We start from the raw sequence: 17487 nt of genomic DNA, 5'->3' as shown, positions 1-17487 counted from the left end.
TCCCGGGCGAGGGGGCGCCTGGCCGCGCGCGACACCGCGCCGGCGCGCCTCACCGCATCACGCGCTCTCCCTCGGCCGGCACGGCGGCTCGATGTACGGCGCGAGGTAGCGACAGACCGCCTTCTTCGCCTCCTCAACGTAGAGCGCGGACTGCTGCTCGTCCCGCTGAGCGGCGAGGGCGAGCAGCGTCGAGGCCATATACAGCGCGCTCTGCGCGACGACGCGCCGCTCGGCGGGCGCGAGCGCGGGCGTCAGCGGCGAGAGGAGCGCCTCGACGCGCGCCGAGAACTCGTCCCCCCACGCCGCGGCCGTCGAGAGCAGCGCGCCGGACAGCTGCACGCCGAACCACAGCTCCCGGTAGCCGGGCTCCGTCCGGTAGAACGCCGCGAGCGCGTCGAGCCAGCGCTCGGTGAGCTCCCGCCACGAGCCCGGCGGCGCCTCCGCGAGCGCCGCCTCGGTGCGCGCCCGTAGCCGCTCCAGATAACGCCCCGTCAGCGCGTGGAGCACGGCCTCCTTGTTCGGGAAGAACTCGTAGACCGAGCCGATGGACGTCCGCGCCCGCGCCGCGATGGCGTTCGTGGTGACCGCGTCGAGCCCGCGCGACGCGAGCAGCGCCGCCGTCGCGTCGAGGATCCGCTCCTTGCGCCGCTGGCTCCTCGCCTGAAGCGGCACCCGGCGGGGCGCGGTCGACGGCGGCTTCTTGCGCTTCGTGGCCATGCGCCGAGCGTACTTGACAACCTGAGCAAAAGCTCGACTATATCCGAGTGAAAGCTCAACTTCTGGAGCGCCTCGACCAGATCGGGCAGATCGAGCCGCCTCGCGCGGCGCCGGCCGGCGTTACGCCGGTCGGTGAGACCGCCGGGCGAGCGGGCGCGCCTCGCCTTGGCTGGCCGGGGCTCGCCGCGGTCTCCGCAGCGACGCTCGCCTACGCCGCGTACCCGCTTGCTGCGGCGGATCGCGCCCTCGGCCTCGCCTGCTTCGGCGTCGGGCTCGCCTCCCTGCTCGCCGTGGCGCGCGCGCCGGACGGGGCGGCGCTCCACGCCCCGCTCCTCGCGGTGCTCACGCTCGCGCCCGCGGCGGTGGGGCTTGTCGCGCCCTGGCCGCTGTCCCTGGTCGTCCCGCTCGTCGTGTTCGCGCTGCTGACGCGCGCCGTGCCGGCGCTGCGGTCGTCGATGCCGCCGCTGCGGCGCGGGGCGTTCGGGCCCGCGGTCCTCGGCTGGATCGCGGCGGTCGCCCTCGTCTCCGCGCTCGCGCTCGTGCTCTGGGTCCAGCTGATGCGGCCCGATCTGTCGCAGATGCGGGCCCTGCTCCCGCCCGTCTCGCTGCCGCTGTTGCTCCTCGGCGGCCTGGGGTTCGCGCTCTTCAACGCGCTCCTCGAGGAGGCGGTCTTCCGCCTGGTGTTCCTCGGATCGCTGGACGCCGTGACGACCTCCGGCTGGACCGCGGTCGTCGTCCAGGCGGCCGCCTTCGGGCTCCTCCACCTGAGCGGCTTCCCGAGCGGAGCCGTCGGCGTCGGCCTGGCGGCCATCTATGCGGTGATGCTCGGCGTGCTCCGGCGCCGCGCGGGCGGCCTCCTTGCGCCGTACGTGGCGCACGTCGCCGCCGATCTCACCATCTTCGCGCTGCTGCTGACCTGGACGCGGTGACCCGCGGCTCCGCCGCTTCGTCGGCGGGTTCGGCGGAGAAGCAGGACGCCTGGCTGCCTGCTCAGGCCGTTCGGAGCCCTTGCCGCTGACGGGCGGCCGGAGTTCGACACCTGCTTCGGGTTCACCGAGCACGAGGTCGAGTCGCTGCTCACGAGGTCTGGCCGGCTTGAGCGGCTCCCGTCGCTGCGCGCCTGGTACAACGGGTATCTCTTCGGCGACACCGTCGTCTACAACCCGTGGAGCGTCCTGAACTTCCTCTCCCGTGAAGACGGCGCGCCGCAGCCCTACTGGGTGAACACGAGCTCGAACGATCTGGTGCGGGAGCAGCTCGAGCGGCGCGCGCTCGCGCTCGAGCCGGCGTTCGCGACGCTGCTCGACGGCGGCAGCATCGAGCGCGTGCTCGACGAGAGCGTGCCGCTCGGGGAGCTCGACCGGAGCGACGAGGTGCTGTGGAGCCTCCTCGTCTTCACGGGGTATCTCAGGGCCGAGAAGCGCTCGCGCGGACCAATGGAGCAGCCTTCGCACCTGCTCTCGATCCCGAACCGCGAGGTACGTGGCGTGTACACGACGATCTTCCGGCGGTGCATTGAGCTGGGTGCGGCGAGCGTCCCTTTCGCCGTGTCGCCATGAAGCTCAGGTGCGCTGGAGCAGGGCGCATCTTGGTGCGCCCCAGCGATGTACCGCTCAGCCGCAGCCGCTCGCGCCGGCCGGCTCTCCCGCCGCCGCGCGCAGGCGCTCCTTGATGTCGTCGGACAGGCACATCCGCGAGACCATGTCCTCGAACGTGTCGCGCCGCCGGATCAGCCGGCTCTTCCCGCCGTCGACGAGCACCTCGGCCGGCCGCAGCCGGCCGTTGTAGTCGTAGCTCATCACGTGGCCATACGCGCCCGCGTCCATCAGGACGACCACGTCCCCCTCGGCGACGTCCGCGGGGAACTCGCGCTCCGCGATCCACATATCCGTGTTCTCACAGACCTGGCCCGTCATCGCCATCGGGGCCGTCTGGCCGCGGCGGCCGTTGATCCGGACCTCGTGGTAAGCGCCGTACATCACCGGGCGCGCCATCGTGTTCATCGAGATGTCCGTGCCGATGATCGTCTTGTATCCCTGCTTGATCGAGATCACCCGCCCGAGCACGTAGCCCGCGTCCCCGACGAAGTAGCGCCCCGGCTCCATGACGAGGCGCGGCTCCTTCAGGCCGTGCTCCGCGCACTTCTTCCGGACCATCGCGGCGATCCCGCGGGCGACGGCCTCCACGTCGAGCGGCGGCTGCTCCCGCCGGTAGGGGATGCCGAGCCCGCCGCCGATGTCCACGAACGCGAGGTCGAAGCCGAGCTTCCGGGCCACCGGGCCGATCAGGTCGAGCAGCTTGCCCGTGACGTGCGCGAAGTTCTCCGGCTTGTTCGCCTGCGAGTGAGGCATCATGTGCACCCCGAGCCGCTCGACCCCGTTCTCGAGCGCGGTGCGATAGGCCTCCTCCACGTGGCGCGGGTGGATCCCGAACTTCGCGGACGGGCCCGCGAACGGCTTCAGATCGGGGGTCGCGATGTCCTCGCCGCTCGGGTTGATCCGGAACGACATACAGCGCGGCTTCCCGAGCGAGAACAGGCGCTTCAGGATGCCGTGATCGTCCACGTTGAAGTTCACCCCGGCGCGCAGCCCCGCGGCCAGGTCCTCGTCCGAGAGGCTGTTGCCCGTGTAGATGATCCGCTCGCCCGACAGCCCGAGCGCCTGCGCCAGGCGGATCTCGTTCGGGCTCGCGGCGTCCACGCCCGAGCCCTCGTCGACCAGGAGCTTCGCTATCTCCAGGTTGTTGCACGCCTTGATGGCATAGAAGACGGACACCTCCGGGTAATTGCCGCGCAGCGCCCGCGTGAGTCGACGGAAGTTCTCCCGGATGCGCTCGGCATCGTAGGCATAGAGCGGTGTTCCGTATTGCTCCGCGAGGTCGCGGACCGAAATGCCCCCGATCTTGATCTCTGCCTCTTGCATACTCCTCGTGGCGTCAACGCTTCAACTTTGAGAGACAACCTGAAGAAACCGTTCGCGATTCCGCGGCACAGCCTACCATGTGCCCCTGGCGGCCGGAAGGGGCGCGCCCTGCCTCGGGGTCCAGGAAGGCCGCCGGTACCCGCGCCCGCGCGTCCCTGGCGCTCGCCCGGAGCGCCTCGCGCGCGGCTACTTCGCGGGGTTCCGGCTGGTGAACAGGTGCCGCCAGAGCGCGCCGAGCCCGCCCACGAAGAGCGAGCCCTGGCGCTGGTCGATGTCCTCGACAGCGGCGGGGTCGAACGGCAGCTGGTGCGGGTCGATCACCTCGAGCAGGGCGCGCTCGTCCGCGGTGGGCGAGGGGTGGAGCCTCAACCGGCACGAGCTCCCAGGCGTGCGCGGCCCGGTCGCCGGGCTCGCCAGCGCGTCGAGGCAGGCGACGAGGTCGTCCACCCGATCGAAGTCGGCGTCCCCCAGGTGCTCGCCGATGAGCGACGCGCGCACCGCGCGGATCGAGCGGCCGAGCGCGTCGTCGGGGTCGTCGGTCTCGACCGAGGCGTTGATCTCCGTGTCGATCGAGAGGCTGCGGTTCGTCAGGTTGGCGGATCCCACGGTGAGGAAGCGGTCGTCGACGATCATCACCTTCGAGTGGATGTACGTGGCGCGCTCGGCGGTCTCGTCCTCGCCGCACGCCGGCAGGGTGTAGTAGACGCCGAGGCGATGGCCTGTCTCGGCCGCCACGTCGCGCAGCCCGCCGAGCACCTTGGCCTGGGAGAGGCCGACGGCGATCTGCTCCTTCATCGTCTCGGCCTCCATGTTGAGCACGAGCACCACGTCGAGGAGCGGCCGGCCCTCCGCGCGCATCCGCCGCGCGAGCGCCTCGGCGATGACGTGAGAGCTGAAGTACTGGGTCTCGATGTAGATGAAGCGCTCCGCGGCGTCGATGGCGTCGAGGAAGAGGTCGCGTATCTCCGTGCGGTGCGGGGCGCCGGTGGGCGCGCCGTGCGGATCGGTGCGGCTCAGCGTGACGCGCGCCGCCGCCAGCGGGATGCCGCCCTCGGGCCGGTAGTCGGGGAACGTCGGCTCGACCTCGTCGAGGTCCGGCAGCGTCATGTCCACGCCGCCCGCGCGCCGCCAGCGATCCGTGAAGATCTCGGTCAGCGCCCGCGCGACCGCGCGACCGCGCAGGTAGGCCTGGACGTCGTGAAACGGCTTGTGCGGCTCTCCTCGGCTGACGCGGAGCGGGTTCTTGTTGGCGTGGCTGCGGTCGTCCCAGCGGTGGTCGCAGAGGTCGAGGCCGCCGAGGAACGAGAGCTCGCCGTCCACCACCACGAACTTCTGGTGATGCGAGGCGCGCTCGACGTGGGTGGCGTCGAAGAGGAAGCGCAGGCGATGGTTCGTCCACTCGAAGACGAGCTGCTGGAGCCACTCGCGCTCGAGCGCGAACACGAGGTGGAAGTCCCACGCGAGGATGAAGATCTGGAGATCGGGGCTCTGCTCGCAGAGGTGGTTCAGGAACTTGAGCAGCGTGATCGGGCTCGACACCTGCTCCTCCCTCCCGCCCCGGAGCAGGGCGACGTCGCTGTCGAACTGCCAGCCGGCGAGGAGCAAATACCGCCGCGCCCTGGCCGCGACCCGGTAGAACTCGGGGTAATACTCGTCGGCGTCGACCAGCAGGCCGATGTCGTCCACCGGGGTGTCGCACCACGTGTGGCGGCGAGGATCGATGATCTTCCGTGCGCTCCTCATCGCGATCGCGCGCCTACGGCTTCAGGTGCTCCTCGATGAGCCGCTTCAGGCCCGCGACGTCGGGCCGGCTCCCGCTCGCTTCGCCGATGACGGCGAGCCGCTCCGCCTCGTCGCGCGAGAGATCGGGGCATATCCACTCCAGCAACGCTGCCCAGTCCGGCGCGCCGTCGCAGCTATAGCAGTCATCGGGGATCGGCGTATTGTCGGGGAAATTCCGGAAAACCAGGTACGGCATCACATCTACCTTCGTGCCGGGATCGCGGTCGCGTCGTCCTTGCATCGTCACCGCGGCTCGCGCTCGCGCGCGTCCGCCGAGCGCTCGCCACCTCGGCTATGGCGCCGGCGGAGCCAGGGAGCAAGCGTGCCCGGGGCCGCTCCGCCGGCGGGCCGCGCCCCGAGTGGGGGGGCGGTGTGCGTTCAGGGGAGAAGCAGGAGGGAGGTCACGTGGCGCGCGCGATGGCGGTCATGTCATCGCGCTGGCATAACGCGCGCGCCGGCGTTCGGCCGCGTATCAGGGGGCGCAGCCGATCCGCTCCGGCGCGACCGCCACGTCGTCATACCACATCGTCCGCGCCGGGCCGTGGAAGCCGAGGTAGCCGAAGCTGAACGTCTTGTAGCCGAGCTTCTTCCAGCCGGTCTTGTCGATGATCTTGGTGCCGTTGGCGTAGACCTGGACGTCGCCCTTGGCGCCGTCGAAGTAGGCCTCCATGCAGTGCCACTGGTCCTTGGGGAGCTTCACACCGTTGCTCCCGCACCGGGTCTCGCCGCCTGTGGACAGGATGACCTCGTCGTGCAGGTTCAGCACGAGCTGGCAGTACTGCTCGGCGACCTCCATGTTTTCGCCCTCGTTCCGATCGCCGCTGCCCGTCATGGCCTGGAAGTAGGCGTTGTGCTCGGCCTGGCCGATATCGACGCTGCTGCGCACGTAGAGGCGGACCCAGAACGCCGGTCCGGGCGCCGGGACGGAGAGCATCCTCCAGTCGTAGCCGCCGCCTCCGGGGTTCACACGCAGCGCGCGCGTGCCGGCGTGGAAGATCGAGGAGTCGATCGCCATGTTCTTCAGCGCATCTCGCGCCTCGTCCGCGGGGCGGTACGTCGCGCCCTCGGGCAGCCCGTCGCCCTCGAAGTCGGAGCAGAACGTCGCGCTCGCCGGGCACCCGCCCGTCGGCGTCCCGCTGCCGGTGCTCGACGTGGCGCTCGTCTCGGGCGTCCCGGTGCTCGTGGTGCTTGTGCTGGTGCTGGTGTCGCCGCCGCCGCCGCTGCTGCTGCTGGTGCTGCCGTTGCTGGTGGTGCTGCCGTTGCTGGTGGTGCTGCCGTTGCTGGTGCTGCCGTTGCTGCTGCTCGCGGCGGGATTGCCCGCGCCCGAGCTCACGCTCGAGGCGCCGCCGGTCCCCGCGCCGCTGCCGCCCGCGCCCCCCGTTTCCGAGGAGTCGCCTGCGCCGTCCGAGCAGCCCGCCGCTGCAGCGGACAGGGCCAGACAGGAGATCCCAACCCAAGTGAAGCGTGCGATTTCGCGATCGAAAGTCATGTTGAGGCCCGAAAGGTGATAGGCCCGTTCGCCGGAGCTGTGCGCTGCCGCAGCGCGGCACGTCTGCCGGTGATCCTTAAGAAACTGCCGCTGCGCCGAGGCGCGACCTGCGCTCGACGCGGCTCACAGCTCTAGCAGAATTCGCCGCACGTCGGGAGGCGTTCTTCCGGGTCCAGATGGACCGTAAACTTCTCAGCGGGGCGGCGGGCGCGGACGGCCCGGCGCGGACCGCGGGATCCTGGGCGTGACCGAGCTGTTCGGCCGCCAGCACCGCGGCGAGCGTCTCGCCGACGCAGCCCTCGCGCACGGCCCTCGCGGCGACGGCGGCGAGGTCCGCGCTCACCGCCACCGCGCCCGTCACAGCGGGAGACAACGTGGATGCACGGAGCGCACATACTCGTCGGCGTCGCCGGTGATCTGAACGACGGCGCTCCCCATCGGGCATTTGACCCCGAAACCTGTGCTGTGCACGTTGCCGATGCCGGGGCCGACATTGATGTTGCCGTCGCCCGTCTTCCACGCCTCGACCGTCTGGCACAGCAGCTCGACCCGGTAAACGTAAGTGTCGACCCAGATGTTGATCCCGACCAGGACCTGGCTCGCAGGGCAGATCACGCTGCCCGGCCCGCCTCCGTTGCCGCCGGCGGTCACGGTCTGGAAGGCGGTGCCCAGGGTGCCGTCGCTGGCGAGCGGCGCGCAGATCAGGCCGATTTGATCGATCGAGCCGCCGCTCCGGCCGTGGACGCCCACAGCCACGTTGCCGCTCCCACAGGCGATGTCGTAAGAGATGTCGCTGCCCGTGCCGCCAGCGCCGCCGGTGCCGCCGCCGCCGCCCGTGCTGCCAGCGCCGCCCATGCCGCCAGCGCCGCCGGTGCCGCCAGCGCCGCCGGTGCCGCCCGTGCCGCCAGCGCCGCCGGTGCCGCCCGTGCCGCCGCCGCCGCCGGCCGTCCCGCCGCCCGTGCCGCCCGCGCCGCCGCCCGTCGCGCCGGCGGAGCCCGAGAAGTCGAGATCGTCGACCCCGGAGATCGCGTTGCATGCCGCGCTCCAGCACACGAAGGCGAGCGCCGCGGCCATGACCGTCACGAGAGGCTTCGTCGTCCGGACTGCTGCGTGTTCTCTCATCAGAAGCTCCCGTGGCGGATGAGCTGGCCGGGCCCGACGCTCGTCTGGAGGGCCGACGAGGCCGGGGGGCCGAGGCGCGCGGCGGGATCAACCAGGGGGGGTCGGGTTGGCGGCATGAGGTCTCCCCTTCGGGATCGAGGTCTCGTTGCGGGCGATGGTCTGCTTTGCCGAGGCCTGGCTGACCCGGAGGGGGCGGTCGCCGTGCCGGGCGGTCAGCGACGAGGGCAGCCAGGACGTCCGGCGTGACCATACCTGCGAGAATGGCCGGAAGGAACCTGAACGTCGCCCCGAAGGCCTTTGCGAAAGCGTTGCCGGCGGGCGGCCGGCCCTTGCCGGGGAGGCAAGGGCCGGGGCGTGCGCGGGCGACGCCCCTCTCGCCGCGGATGCATGGCGACGCCATGGCGGATCTGCGACGTCGCGGGGAGCGCCGGGACGTGTCTGTCAGATGGGTGGGGAGTCGTGCCTGGGACTGAAGAAGCCCGGGCGCGTGGCGCGCGGGATGGCCATCCCGCGCGCGTTCATCATGCGATGCTCAAGGCCGAGCGCTCACTTCATCGACACGTTCACGCTGGCGCTCCCGCTGCTCTGATAGCCCTCCACGACCATCGAGACCTCGTACAGGCTCCCCAGCTTCATCCCGAGGCGATCCCACGCGTTGAAGTGGTTGGCGACGGAGATGGTTCCGCTCGTGCGCTTCTGCTGCCGGACGCTCCAGAACTGATAGAAGGTCTTGGTGCCTTCGATGGACGGCTGGTTGACTCGCTCGGTCCGATAGATGTCATAGGTGCCTCCGTCGCTGGTGACGGTGCCCATGAATCCCTGGCCGCCCGGCGGACGCCAGGTGCCCCAGCTGTCGATGATGTAATACTCGATGAGCGGGCCCTTCGTCCACCCGTAGACGCCCAGGTACGAGTTGCCGTTCGGCCGGTAGTCGGCCGAGTAGGTCACGATCTGGTTCTTCGACCCGGGCCTCAGGCCTTTACGGCCCAGCAGGTTGTTGATGTTGCTCCATTCGACGTTGTAGCCAGTCGCCGTGTTGGTCTGGCATCCGCTCCCGGTGTCCTTCCAGTACTCGAAGGTGTAGCCGCAGTGGGTGCCCGTCTGATTGGCGCAGACCTGCTGGTTGGGTGACGTGCACGTGCTGCCGCCGCCGGAGCCGCCCGACCCGCCGGAGCCGCCCGACCCGCCGGAGCCGCCCGACCCGCCGGCTCCTCCCCCGCCCGAGCTGCTGCTGGACGAGCTCGAGCTGCTGCTCGACGAACTCGAGCTGCTGGACGAGCTCGAGCTGCTGCTCGACGACGAGGCCGAGCTCGAGCCGGTGATCGTGCCGCCGGAGCCGGTGACCGAGGCGATCGTGGGCCGCCCGCTGCCGTTCGCGCAGAAGCCCCACTGCGTCGAGGTGCCAATGCCGACCGCGCCGTTGTGGTCCACGTTCGTGGCGCTGAACTGGCCGTTCGACTCCGTGAACTTCACGTTCCACGGGTTGGGCTTCGTCGAGCCGTTGAGCGCGACGACGACGTTCCAGCCGGTGGTCGCCGGGCTGCGGGAGTTGTTCTTCACCGTCACGTTCGCGCAGTAGCCGCTTCCCCAGTCCGAGGTGACGGCGACGCTCGCCGACATCGAGCGGTCCGCGCTGTCCAGCGCGCCCTCCTGAGCCTCGATGTCCTCGTCGACGATGTTCTCGACGCTGCACGCCAGCAGGCCGCACGCGATCGAAGCGGATAGGTAGCCAAGTAAGGGAACGATGCGCATTTAAGATTCTCCATGATCGGATCGGCGGAGTCGCGGGCCTCTGCTCGAGATGGATCTATGAACCACCGAGACAGACGCGAGCCCTCCGAGCCATTGGTTAAAGTTCAAAATTTCCGGCCAACGTGCTCGTGATCCGGAGATCACGGATGCGCCCGCGGGCCTGCGCCGACCACATGCCTGGCAATCACGATGTTTGTCGGACAGATGCTCACATGCGAACACCCCGTGTGACGGGGCCGGGCATCAACTCGGAAAAAGCAAGAACAACTCGAACGCGTAGCCGCAAGAAGCAAGTAGCCCCGGCAGGTTCACCCGGAGTCCTCCCCTGTACGATCCTGCAACCGACTGCGGCCCCCGGCCGAGAGCGGTCCGGATCGTCAAGAGGGATTAGAATATTCACACAAACAGGAGGGGAAAGTCAAGACTCTTTTCTAAGTCGCGTTCGCTTTTCCACGGCCCGGCCAGCTGCTTCTTGGCGTGGTGCGGTTGTCTCGCGAGCGCGAGATCCAGTCACGTTGCGCGCATAGGTCCAAAGATGGAACCTAGATTTGTTCACTCTCCTGGAAAAGAGACGAACACGCGAAAAGCCGGCCTCCGGTTGATCTGATTCATCCGATCTCGTCTCGCGGTGAAACTCCACGAGGAACAGGGCCTGACCGTCGTGGTCGAACTGATGCAGCACCTCTGGCGCGACGATCCTGGGGCGCTCCGGATCCAGCGGCGACTCTCGACCGCCGAGCCCGTCGGTGCGAGAGCCGCGCCGCCTGGAGACCATGTGGAACACACCCCCACACCGGGTCTGGCCGCGTGGTTTGACGAGCCTCTCGGCCGTCAGCCCTTCTCTCCGTCCTTCCGGAGCCCGAGCTTCCGCATCTTGCTTTGCAGCGTCGTCGGCTTCAGCCCAAGCGCCGCCGCGGCCCCGTCCTCGCCGTAGATCTTCCCGCCTGCGGCCCGCAGCGCGTCCTCGATGCAGCGCTGAGCGGCCTCTCGGTACGTCATCACGCGCCCTGTCGCGCCAGGCGCCGCGGAGAGCGGCGCTGACAGGATGAGCTCGTCTCCGGTCGACATCACCATCGACCGCTCGATCACGTTCTCCAGCTCCCGCACGTTGCCCGGCCAGCCGTGCGCCCGCAGCCGCGCCATCGACTCCGCGCTCACCCGCGGCGGCGTCCGGCCGAAGCTCGCCGCCACCTTCTCCACGATGACGCGCGTGAGCGGCTCCAGGTCCTCTGGCCGCTCCCGCAGCGGGGGGACGATGATCGGGAATACCTGCAGCCGATAATAGAGGTCCTCGCGGAACGCTCCGCTCGCCACCATGTCCTCGAGCGGCCGGTGCGTCGCGGCGATCACGCGCACCGAGACGCGCACCGCGCCCTCGCCGCCGACGCGCTCGATCTCGCCCTCCTGGAGCACGCGCAGGAGCTTCGCTTGCGCCGCCCTGGGCAGCTCGCCGACCTCGTCGAGCAGCAGCGTCCCGCCGCTCGCGCGCTCGAACAGCCCGAGGTGCCGCGCCGCGGCGCCCGTGAACGCGCCGCGCTCGTGTCCGAACAGGGCGCTCTCGACGAGCCCCTCGGGCAGCGCTCCGCAGTTGACCGCGAGGAACGGCCGCTCCGCGCGGCGCGACAGCGCGTGGATGCGGCGCGCGATCACCTCCTTGCCCGTGCCCGTCTCGCCGCGCACCAGAACGGTCGTGTCCTGCCGCGCGACGAGCGGCACCATCTGCTGGAAGATCGCCCGCATCGCCGGGCCCACCGCGACCACCTCCCTCGGCAGGGCGACGCGATCGAGCTCCTCCTTGAGCGTCCGCTTCTCCCCCTGCGCGCGGCGCGCGATGGCCGCGACGCGCCCGAGGACCTGCACCTGACGCAGCGCCACGGCGAGCAGGCGACCGATCGCCTCGAGCAGGGCGGGCGAGACGTCGAGCGCCGCGCCGCCGCCGAGCGCCATCGTGGCGCAGCCGACGGCGCCCTCCGCGTCGCGGAGCGCGAAGACGGCGAGCGTCTCGCCGCCCGCGCCGCGCCGGACCTCCGGCGCGCCCGGCGCGGCCGCGCCGCGGCGCAGATCGAGCCGCCGCAGCGGGAGATGGCGCGAGAGCGCGGCGCTCACCGCGGGGACGAGCGTCGCCTCGGTGTGCGCGCGGGCCGAGGCCTCGCCGAGGTCGGCGAGCAGGAGAAGGGCGTGATCGGCGGAGGCGGTCATCGTGCGCGGAGCGAGGCCGACGAAATGGCGTTGCGCGGCACCGTAGGGGCGTTGCCTGGACCGCACAAGGCCGGCGAAAGCCCGGGAAAAGCCGCTCGGGCCGCGGGCACGCGCCCTGCTCCCTGCCGGAGGAGGGAGAGGAGAGCGCGCGGACGACCGCGCCACGGAAAGGAACCCTCATGGCCTACGTCATCGCCGAGCCCTGCGTCGCCACGTGTGATACCGCCTGTGTCCCTGTCTGCCCCGTGGACTGCATCCACGGCCCGCTCGCGGCGGACGAGATCTCGCGGATTCCCGAGGGAGAGCGGAAGACACGCCTCGCCGGTCTCCAGCTCTACATCGATCCCGAGTCGTGCATCTGCTGCGGCGCCTGCGAGAACGAGTGCCCGGTGGGCGCCATCTTCGATGAAGACGAGCTGCCGGCCGAGTGGCAGCGCTACCGGGAGATCAACGCGCGCTTCTTCGACGACCGCGCGAAGGAGCGCGCTCCGGAGGAAACCTGAGCGCGGGTCGGGAGCGGCCGATAGCGACGAGCGACACGAGGAGAGGCGGAGGTGGCCGCGGGGCATTGACAGCCCAGAGTCGTCGCGATGTCATGCGCCTCTCTTCCACGTGCTCCGCCCACCGGTCAGCTTCCAGGCGCGCGCGATGTGCATCGGGCTCTGCTGTGCGGCGCTCGCGTGCATGGCGCCGCCCGGCCCGAAGGGCGTGCTTCCCTTTCTCGCGTCTCCGGCGGGGCTGGGCGTCGCTGCGCTGGCGCTCATGGCGCTGGGGACGTCGATCGAGGACCTCGGCAGGATCCGGCGCATCCGCGCCGGCGTGGGCCTCTGTGTCGTGGCCGCCGCGCTCGTTGCGGCCGGCGCGCTGTGGGGCGCCGCGCTGCCCGCGCTCAAGCCGTCGCTCGCCTGGTTCGCCTGGCTTCTTTATGGCGCCGGCGCGATCGGCGTCGCCCTCGCGCTCCGGCGTGACATCGCCGTCTTCCGCGATCCACGTCACGGTCAACCCGTTCGCCTGGAGTCGATCTCGGCCGATGCCGTTCGTCTCACCGCCAACGGGGCTCTGGTCACCATCCCCGCCGCTCAGATCCGCAGCGTGAGCCTCGGCGCCAGCCTTGAAGGGCGGGGCGTCTTCGTCCTCGTCGGCAGCCGGGACAAGGTGATCGGCGACGCGCGCGCGCTGCCCTGGGTCGCCGCCCATCGGGACGGCGACACCTTCGTCTTGACCGAGCACCAGGCGGCGCTCGACGCAGAGGTCCTGGCCGTGCGGCTGCACGAGGCAGCTTCCGCCAGCGGAGGGGATTATCGATGAAGGCAAGCGAACACGCGGCGGACGGCGCTCTCGAGATCCCGCTCCGCCGTCCCTACCTGGAGCTCCTCCTGAGCGCCCTCTTCTTTGCGGTCTGCGCGGCGGTCCTCACCCATCGGGCACAGACGAACGACCGCGGCCTGATCCTGAACGGGATCCTCCATTTCGAGCCTGGAGGCGCCGACGTGTTCTACGCGGTGCTGGCGACCCTGTCAGGGGCCTTCTGCGCGCTCGGCGTCCTCGTCGCCGCGCGGTTTGCGGCGCTCAAGGAGTTCCGGATCGTCCTTGGCCCTCGATCGATCACCTTGCCGTCGATGCATCCGCTCCGTGGCGCGCGGGAGGTCACCGTGCCGCTCGATCGCGTCGAGTCCGTGGAGCTGCAGCCGCCGGCCAAGCCGATCACGCTGGTGATCCGCGAGGACGATCGCTCCCATAACATCCCGCAGCGCTGGCTTCCCAGGGGCAGGTCGGCCGAGGAGGTCGCCGGCGCGATCATCGCGCGCGTGCGGGGGTCGCAAGCGGGGCAGCGCGCCCGCGGGTAGCGCGCTGCAGGTCGTCGGATCGCGGCCGCGACGCGGTAGTAGGATGGCGCGCGATCACGAGGAGGCATCCATGAAGGCCGCGGCCGCGCTGGTGAAGGACATTCGCGAAGAGCTCCGGAGCATCGACGATCAGCTGAGGGCTCACCCCTATCCGGACGCCATCGAGCGGGGAGAGGTCACGGTCGAGGGATTGAGGGCCTTCCCGGGCCACCAGCACCACGTGGTGCTCAGCGACCTGCGCTCGATGGCGATGATGCTCCAGCGCTTCGGGGACACGCCCTGGCGCGATTTCTGGAGCGGTGTCCTCCAGGGCGAGCTCGTGGCGCCGGACGGGATCGCTGCCATGGGCCGGAAGCTCGGCATGACGAAGGACGACCTGGATCGGTACGAGGTCACCGCGGAGGGGTTCGCGTATGCCGTTCAGATGGCCTGGGCGGCGGCCAACGCCTCGGCGGCCGAGATCGCGTGCGCCCTGCTCATCAACTTCCCTGCCTGGGGGTACAACTGCGGCAGGATGGGGAAGGCGCTCCGCGACCGGTACGGCTTCGGCCCGGAGCACACCGCCTTCCTGGACGCGTTCGCGGCCCTGCCATCGTTCGAGGACACCGCGGTCGCCATCATTCAGGACGGGCTCGACCGCGGCGTGGAGCCCCGCGCGATCCGCCGCACGACCAGGCTATTTCAGGCGTATGAGAAGATGTTCTGGGACGCGATGATGGCGCTGGGAGCGCAGAAGGCGCGCGGCTAGCGCCGTGGACTGCCTCACCATCGGCTGGCGTCCGGAGGATAGTCGTCTTCCGTGCATACCACGTCGCTGTAGTCGGCGGTGCCGTCGACGTTCGGCCTCCCGCAGGTCATCAGCACCTGCTTCCCGCACCCGCGTGCCTCGAAGACGTCGTGCGCGTCGTTCCACCCCTCGACCCGCTCCTTGTGCTCCTCCTTCCAGACCTTCAGCCGGCCCGGGTCCGCCCTGACATCCTCCGGGGGCTCGAGCGTGCCGAACGACACGGTATAGGGCGCCAGATCCGGACGCTCACGGATCTCGATGCGCTCGTCAGGGCAGCTGTGAGCGCGACGAAACTCTTCCTTTGCGCCGGATTTGAGCCGCTTGCAGCCCCCCAGGGCGAGCGCCGCCGCGATAGCCACACCCGTCCAGCGAGAGAGGCGCCGCGCGAGGGATGGAAGGGCAATGGGCGGACGGAACCAGGGCTGCATCGGGTCATGCTACCAGCGCCTGCAGGCGCCGACGAAGAAACAAAATTCGATGCGTCTCAACCACCTTCCAGCTTCCCTTCGGGGATCTCAAACGTCCTCTCCCATGTCATCCCATGCCAGCACCGCCGGCATCTCAAGGACCTCCTCACCCGGCGCGGAGCGACACGAGACGGTTGTTGCGGAACTCGAGGAGGCGCGGAAACGTGCCGGGGCCGAGCTGATAAGTCCAGTCGTCGACGGTGTCGAGCACGCGACGGCCTTCCACGACGCGCTCTTCGTAGCGCGTGGTCTGGTGCGAGGGCGCCCCGCACCGCGCCGTCACCTCGGCTTTTGTCATGCCGAGCTCGACAAGACGGCCGCCGCAGCGCATGCCGTCGTGAGACTGGGCTACCTCGTGGACCCGACCCGTCACACGGCCGAGCACACGCGGCGCTGCTGCAGCGGCGTGCGGCGCGGCGAAGGCAGCGACCGCCAGAAGACCTGCGAGAGGGGCACGACGATGCGGGGCTCCCATCGACGCGGTGTGTACGGCGCGAGGTCCCCGATCGCAATGCCGCTCCGCCAGCCTTTCGCCGCGTTCCCGGCTTCCGCTCCGCATTGATCGTGAACACGTCCGGCAAGGGCGCGATCCCAGGCCGGTACGCGAGCGCGACGCGCAAAAGGAGGAGACGAGCGGGCGAGCTGCTGCGCTGCGCCCGGAGCCGGCTGCGCGGCAGAGGACGCTCCGCCAGCGATTGCTGATGCTGACACACGGAACCAGCGCGGTTGCGAGGCGGACGCTGGGGATATCGGGGCGAAGCCCCCGAAGGAAAGAGCTAGCGCCGCCCTTCCTCGCGCTCACACCCGTACTTCTCGCGGATCTCGGTCGCCATCCGGTGCACCACCGCGCCCGCGTCGGCGCGCACGTGCAGCTCCAGCCCCGGCATCAGCTCCACGCGCCGCCACGCCCGGCCGAGCTCCTCCGTGTCCGCGCGCTCTCCCGCGCCCGGCGCTGCGCTCTCGGGTGGCTCCGGCGGCAGCACCTCCTTCGCCAGCTCCTCGAGCGAGATCGCGGCGAGCTTCCGCTTGATCTCCGGGAGCAGCAGGTTGTGCTCGCGCAGCTTCTTGATCGCGAGCGCCCGCACGAGGTGCTCGCGGCCGTACGTCGTGCGGCGGCCGTGGAACGCGGGCTTGTCCATCAGACCCTCCGCGAACCAGTGCTTGATCGTGCCGGTACTGACACCGGCGGCGCGCGCCAGCTCGACGGCGCTGTAGCCGCGCGGGGCGACAGGGGGCGTGGGGACCAGGGGCATCGAGATATCCTAGCCAAAAAACCAGATAAAAGTCGACAGAATCTAGACAATTGTTTCTGGTTTCCAGGTGGATGGAGGCTCCAACGAGAGATTGACCATAGAAATCTAGCTAATATCAAGCCTGAACCAAAGAATCTTCTCAAAAAACCAGGATGATGCGCCCTGAATCCAGAAAAACGGCTCAAGGATCGAGCGAATCGAGTCGCCCCGATCGTGCTGGTCGCGTCGACAAGGGCGGCCGGCGCGGGCGGTGGTACACCCTGCCGGCATGACGACGACGGGCGCGCCGCGATCGATCTACCTCCCCAGGGTCTACGAGGCACCCGACCTCGCCGACCTCCACGATCTCATCGACGCGCACTCCTTCGGCATGCTCATCGCGCCCGGGGAGGACGGCGTGCCCATGGTCGCGCACCTGCCGTTCCTTCTGGAGCGCGACAGCGGCCCTCACGGCACCTTGCTCGCGCACGTCGCGCGGGCCAACCCGATCCGGCGCGCGCTCGACGGGAGCACGCCGGTCCTGGCCGTCTTCCGCGGGTCGCACGGGTACATCTCGCCCGGGTGGTACGCCTCGCGCGACGACGTGCCGACCTGGAACTACGCCGTCGTCCACGCGCACGGCGCGCCGCGGGCCATCGAGGACCACGACGCGCTTCTCGCGCTGCTCGCGCGCCTCTCCGACGTGAACGAGCGCGGGCAGCCCGAGCCCTGGAGCGTCGCGGAGCTCTCGCCGGAGAAGCGATCCGCGCTGCTCCCCGCGATCGTCGGCTTCTCGATGGAGATCACGCGGATCGAGGGCAAGCTCAAGCTGTCGCAGAACCGCCGCCCCGAGGATCGCGACGGCGCCATCGCCGGGCTGCGCGCGCAGGGCACGCCCGACGACCTCGCGCTCGCGGAGGCGATGGAGCGCGCCCGCCCCCGCTGAGCCGTCAGGCTTCGCGCGCTTGCGATCTCCTCGCGCAGGCCGCTCCGCGCCGCCCTTCCAGCCCGCCGCGCTCACGGTGGAGCGGCGCTCGACGTGAGGCGGCGCTTCCTCGAAGCGCGCCCGGGCAGCCCCCACGCCGGCCGCATTGAAGCTGGCGCCGGGATCTGCGCGCGACGAATTTGTGATCGCGGGGACGGAACCCGGAGATAGTACGGCCGGAGGCCTT

19 protein-coding genes are annotated in these 17487 nt (G+C 70.2%); 8 read left to right on the top strand and 11 right to left on the bottom strand.

What is annotated here, in order from left to right; genetic code table 11:
* Nucleotides 1-57: 57 nt before the first annotated feature.
* Nucleotides 58-717, bottom strand: coding sequence for a TetR family transcriptional regulator (locus WMF12_RS29520; RefSeq protein ID WP_437850784.1), 660 nt, complete (start codon nt 715-717; stop codon nt 58-60).
* Nucleotides 718-764: 47 nt separating this feature from the next.
* Between WMF12_RS29520 and WMF12_RS29515 the strand changes: the two genes are divergently transcribed.
* Both WMF12_RS29515 and WMF12_RS29510 read left to right on the top strand, forming a co-directional pair.
* A complete protein-coding gene (locus tag WMF12_RS29515) occupies nt 765-1646 on the top strand; it encodes a CPBP family intramembrane glutamic endopeptidase (RefSeq protein WP_437850783.1) in 882 nt (293 codons plus the stop codon).
* A 291-nt stretch (nt 1647-1937) separates the two neighbouring features.
* Nucleotides 1938-2276, top strand: a complete 339-nt coding sequence (locus WMF12_RS29510; RefSeq protein WP_437850781.1) for a hypothetical protein — start codon at nt 1938-1940, stop codon at nt 2274-2276.
* 54 nt (nt 2277-2330) lie between these two features.
* Here the strand turns inward: WMF12_RS29510 and lysA are convergent, their stop codons facing one another.
* The 4 genes from lysA to WMF12_RS29490 form a co-directional block, all read right to left on the bottom strand.
* A complete protein-coding gene (gene lysA / locus WMF12_RS29505; RefSeq protein WP_437740022.1) occupies nt 2331-3638 on the bottom strand; it encodes a diaminopimelate decarboxylase in 1308 nt (435 codons plus the stop codon).
* Nucleotides 3639-3824: 186 nt separating this feature from the next.
* Nucleotides 3825-5381 carry a phospholipase D-like domain-containing protein gene (locus tag WMF12_RS29500; protein WP_437850779.1) on the bottom strand — a complete coding sequence of 519 codons (1557 nt, stop codon included), beginning with the start codon at nt 5379-5381 and terminating at the stop codon, nt 3825-3827.
* Between the two features lie 13 nt (nt 5382-5394).
* A complete protein-coding gene (locus tag WMF12_RS29495) occupies nt 5395-5616 on the bottom strand; it encodes a hypothetical protein (protein ID WP_012238184.1) in 222 nt (73 codons plus the stop codon).
* A gap of 276 nt (nt 5617-5892) precedes the next feature.
* Nucleotides 5893-6435 (bottom strand): hypothetical protein, encoded by a 543-nt coding sequence (locus WMF12_RS29490; protein WP_437850777.1) that lies wholly within the window; start codon nt 6433-6435, stop codon nt 5893-5895.
* On the opposite strand from WMF12_RS29490, the gene WMF12_RS29485 reads away from it, so the two are divergent.
* Nucleotides 6434-6928, top strand: coding sequence for a hypothetical protein (locus WMF12_RS29485; RefSeq protein WP_437850775.1), 495 nt, complete (start codon nt 6434-6436; stop codon nt 6926-6928). The genes WMF12_RS29490 and WMF12_RS29485 overlap by 2 nt on opposite strands.
* A gap of 338 nt (nt 6929-7266) precedes the next feature.
* Here the strand turns inward: WMF12_RS29485 and WMF12_RS29480 are convergent, their stop codons facing one another.
* The 3 genes from WMF12_RS29480 to WMF12_RS29470 all read right to left on the bottom strand — a co-directional run bounded on the left by WMF12_RS29480 (nt 7267) and on the right by WMF12_RS29470 (nt 11982).
* Entirely contained in the window at nt 7267-8031 is a 765-nt protein-coding gene (locus tag WMF12_RS29480) for a hypothetical protein (protein WP_437850773.1), read from the bottom strand.
* A gap of 546 nt (nt 8032-8577) precedes the next feature.
* Nucleotides 8578-9783: a glycoside hydrolase family 11 protein gene (locus tag WMF12_RS29475; protein ID WP_437850771.1), complete on the bottom strand. Its 1206-nt coding sequence runs from the start codon at nt 9781-9783 to the stop codon at nt 8578-8580.
* An 831-nt stretch (nt 9784-10614) separates the two neighbouring features.
* Nucleotides 10615-11982: a sigma-54 interaction domain-containing protein gene (locus tag WMF12_RS29470; protein WP_437850769.1), complete on the bottom strand. Its 1368-nt coding sequence runs from the start codon at nt 11980-11982 to the stop codon at nt 10615-10617.
* A gap of 179 nt (nt 11983-12161) precedes the next feature.
* Between WMF12_RS29470 and WMF12_RS29465 the strand changes: the two genes are divergently transcribed.
* From WMF12_RS29465 to WMF12_RS29450, 4 genes are all read left to right on the top strand, one after another.
* A complete protein-coding gene (locus tag WMF12_RS29465; protein WP_012238179.1) occupies nt 12162-12485 on the top strand; it encodes a 4Fe-4S dicluster domain-containing protein in 324 nt (107 codons plus the stop codon).
* 109 nt (nt 12486-12594) lie between these two features.
* Nucleotides 12595-13290: a hypothetical protein gene (locus WMF12_RS29460; RefSeq protein WP_437850767.1), complete on the top strand. Its 696-nt coding sequence runs from the start codon at nt 12595-12597 to the stop codon at nt 13288-13290.
* A complete protein-coding gene (locus tag WMF12_RS29455; protein ID WP_437850765.1) occupies nt 13287-13829 on the top strand; it encodes a hypothetical protein in 543 nt (180 codons plus the stop codon). Before WMF12_RS29460 ends, WMF12_RS29455 begins: the two co-directional genes overlap by 4 nt.
* A gap of 70 nt (nt 13830-13899) precedes the next feature.
* Complete coding sequence (locus WMF12_RS29450; protein ID WP_437850764.1) at nt 13900-14577, top strand: hypothetical protein; 678 nt, start codon at nt 13900-13902, stop codon at nt 14575-14577.
* A 14-nt stretch (nt 14578-14591) separates the two neighbouring features.
* On the opposite strand, the gene WMF12_RS29445 is transcribed toward WMF12_RS29450, so the two are convergent.
* From WMF12_RS29445 to WMF12_RS29435, 3 genes are all read right to left on the bottom strand, one after another.
* Nucleotides 14592-14975 (bottom strand): hypothetical protein, encoded by a 384-nt coding sequence (locus tag WMF12_RS29445; protein WP_437850762.1) that lies wholly within the window; start codon nt 14973-14975, stop codon nt 14592-14594.
* 214 nt (nt 14976-15189) lie between these two features.
* Complete coding sequence (locus tag WMF12_RS29440) at nt 15190-15414, bottom strand: DUF2845 domain-containing protein (protein ID WP_437873905.1); 225 nt, start codon at nt 15412-15414, stop codon at nt 15190-15192.
* Between the two features lie 445 nt (nt 15415-15859).
* Nucleotides 15860-16336 carry a helix-turn-helix domain-containing protein gene (locus WMF12_RS29435; protein ID WP_437850760.1) on the bottom strand — a complete coding sequence of 159 codons (477 nt, stop codon included), beginning with the start codon at nt 16334-16336 and terminating at the stop codon, nt 15860-15862.
* A 268-nt stretch (nt 16337-16604) separates the two neighbouring features.
* Between WMF12_RS29435 and WMF12_RS29430 the strand changes: the two genes are divergently transcribed.
* Nucleotides 16605-17261 carry an FMN-binding negative transcriptional regulator gene (locus tag WMF12_RS29430; protein WP_437850758.1) on the top strand — a complete coding sequence of 219 codons (657 nt, stop codon included), beginning with the start codon at nt 16605-16607 and terminating at the stop codon, nt 17259-17261.
* Nucleotides 17262-17487 lie beyond the last annotated feature (226 nt).

The sequence above is a fragment of the Sorangium sp. So ce363 genome (assembly GCF_051520435.1).
GTDB classification, from domain to species: domain Bacteria; phylum Myxococcota_A; class Polyangia; order Polyangiales; family Polyangiaceae; genus Sorangium; species Sorangium cellulosum_B.
This window is presented reverse-complemented; position numbering and strand designations above follow the sequence as displayed.

Bases quoted from the DNA above. Each gene is read 5' to 3' on its own strand.
- WMF12_RS29520 (WP_437850784.1), bottom strand. From the start codon at position 717: ATGGCCACGAAGCGCAAGAAGCCGCCGTCGACCGCGCCCCGCCGGGTG.
- lysA (WP_437740022.1), bottom strand. From the start codon at position 3,638: ATGCAAGAGGCAGAGATCAAGATCGGGGGCATTTCGGTCCGCGACCTC.
- WMF12_RS29500 (WP_437850779.1), bottom strand. From the start codon at position 5,381: ATGAGGAGCGCACGGAAGATCATCGATCCTCGCCGCCACACGTGGTGC.
- WMF12_RS29495 (WP_012238184.1), bottom strand. From the start codon at position 5,616: ATGCCGTACCTGGTTTTCCGGAATTTCCCCGACAATACGCCGATCCCC.
- WMF12_RS29485 (WP_437850775.1), top strand. From the start codon at position 6,434: ATGTTCTTCAGCGCATCTCGCGCCTCGTCCGCGGGGCGGTACGTCGCG.
- WMF12_RS29490 (WP_437850777.1), bottom strand. From the start codon at position 6,435: ATGGCGATCGACTCCTCGATCTTCCACGCCGGCACGCGCGCGCTGCGT.
- WMF12_RS29480 (WP_437850773.1), bottom strand. From the start codon at position 8,031: ATGAGAGAACACGCAGCAGTCCGGACGACGAAGCCTCTCGTGACGGTC.
- WMF12_RS29475 (WP_437850771.1), bottom strand. From the start codon at position 9,783: ATGCGCATCGTTCCCTTACTTGGCTACCTATCCGCTTCGATCGCGTGC.
- WMF12_RS29470 (WP_437850769.1), bottom strand. From the start codon at position 11,982: ATGACCGCCTCCGCCGATCACGCCCTTCTCCTGCTCGCCGACCTCGGC.
- WMF12_RS29465 (WP_012238179.1), top strand. From the start codon at position 12,162: ATGGCCTACGTCATCGCCGAGCCCTGCGTCGCCACGTGTGATACCGCC.
- WMF12_RS29455 (WP_437850765.1), top strand. From the start codon at position 13,287: ATGAAGGCAAGCGAACACGCGGCGGACGGCGCTCTCGAGATCCCGCTC.
- WMF12_RS29450 (WP_437850764.1), top strand. From the start codon at position 13,900: ATGAAGGCCGCGGCCGCGCTGGTGAAGGACATTCGCGAAGAGCTCCGG.
- WMF12_RS29440 (WP_437873905.1), bottom strand. From the start codon at position 15,414: ATGCGCTGCGGCGGCCGTCTTGTCGAGCTCGGCATGACAAAAGCCGAG.
- WMF12_RS29435 (WP_437850760.1), bottom strand. From the start codon at position 16,336: ATGCCCCTGGTCCCCACGCCCCCTGTCGCCCCGCGCGGCTACAGCGCC.
- WMF12_RS29430 (WP_437850758.1), top strand. From the start codon at position 16,605: ATGACGACGACGGGCGCGCCGCGATCGATCTACCTCCCCAGGGTCTAC.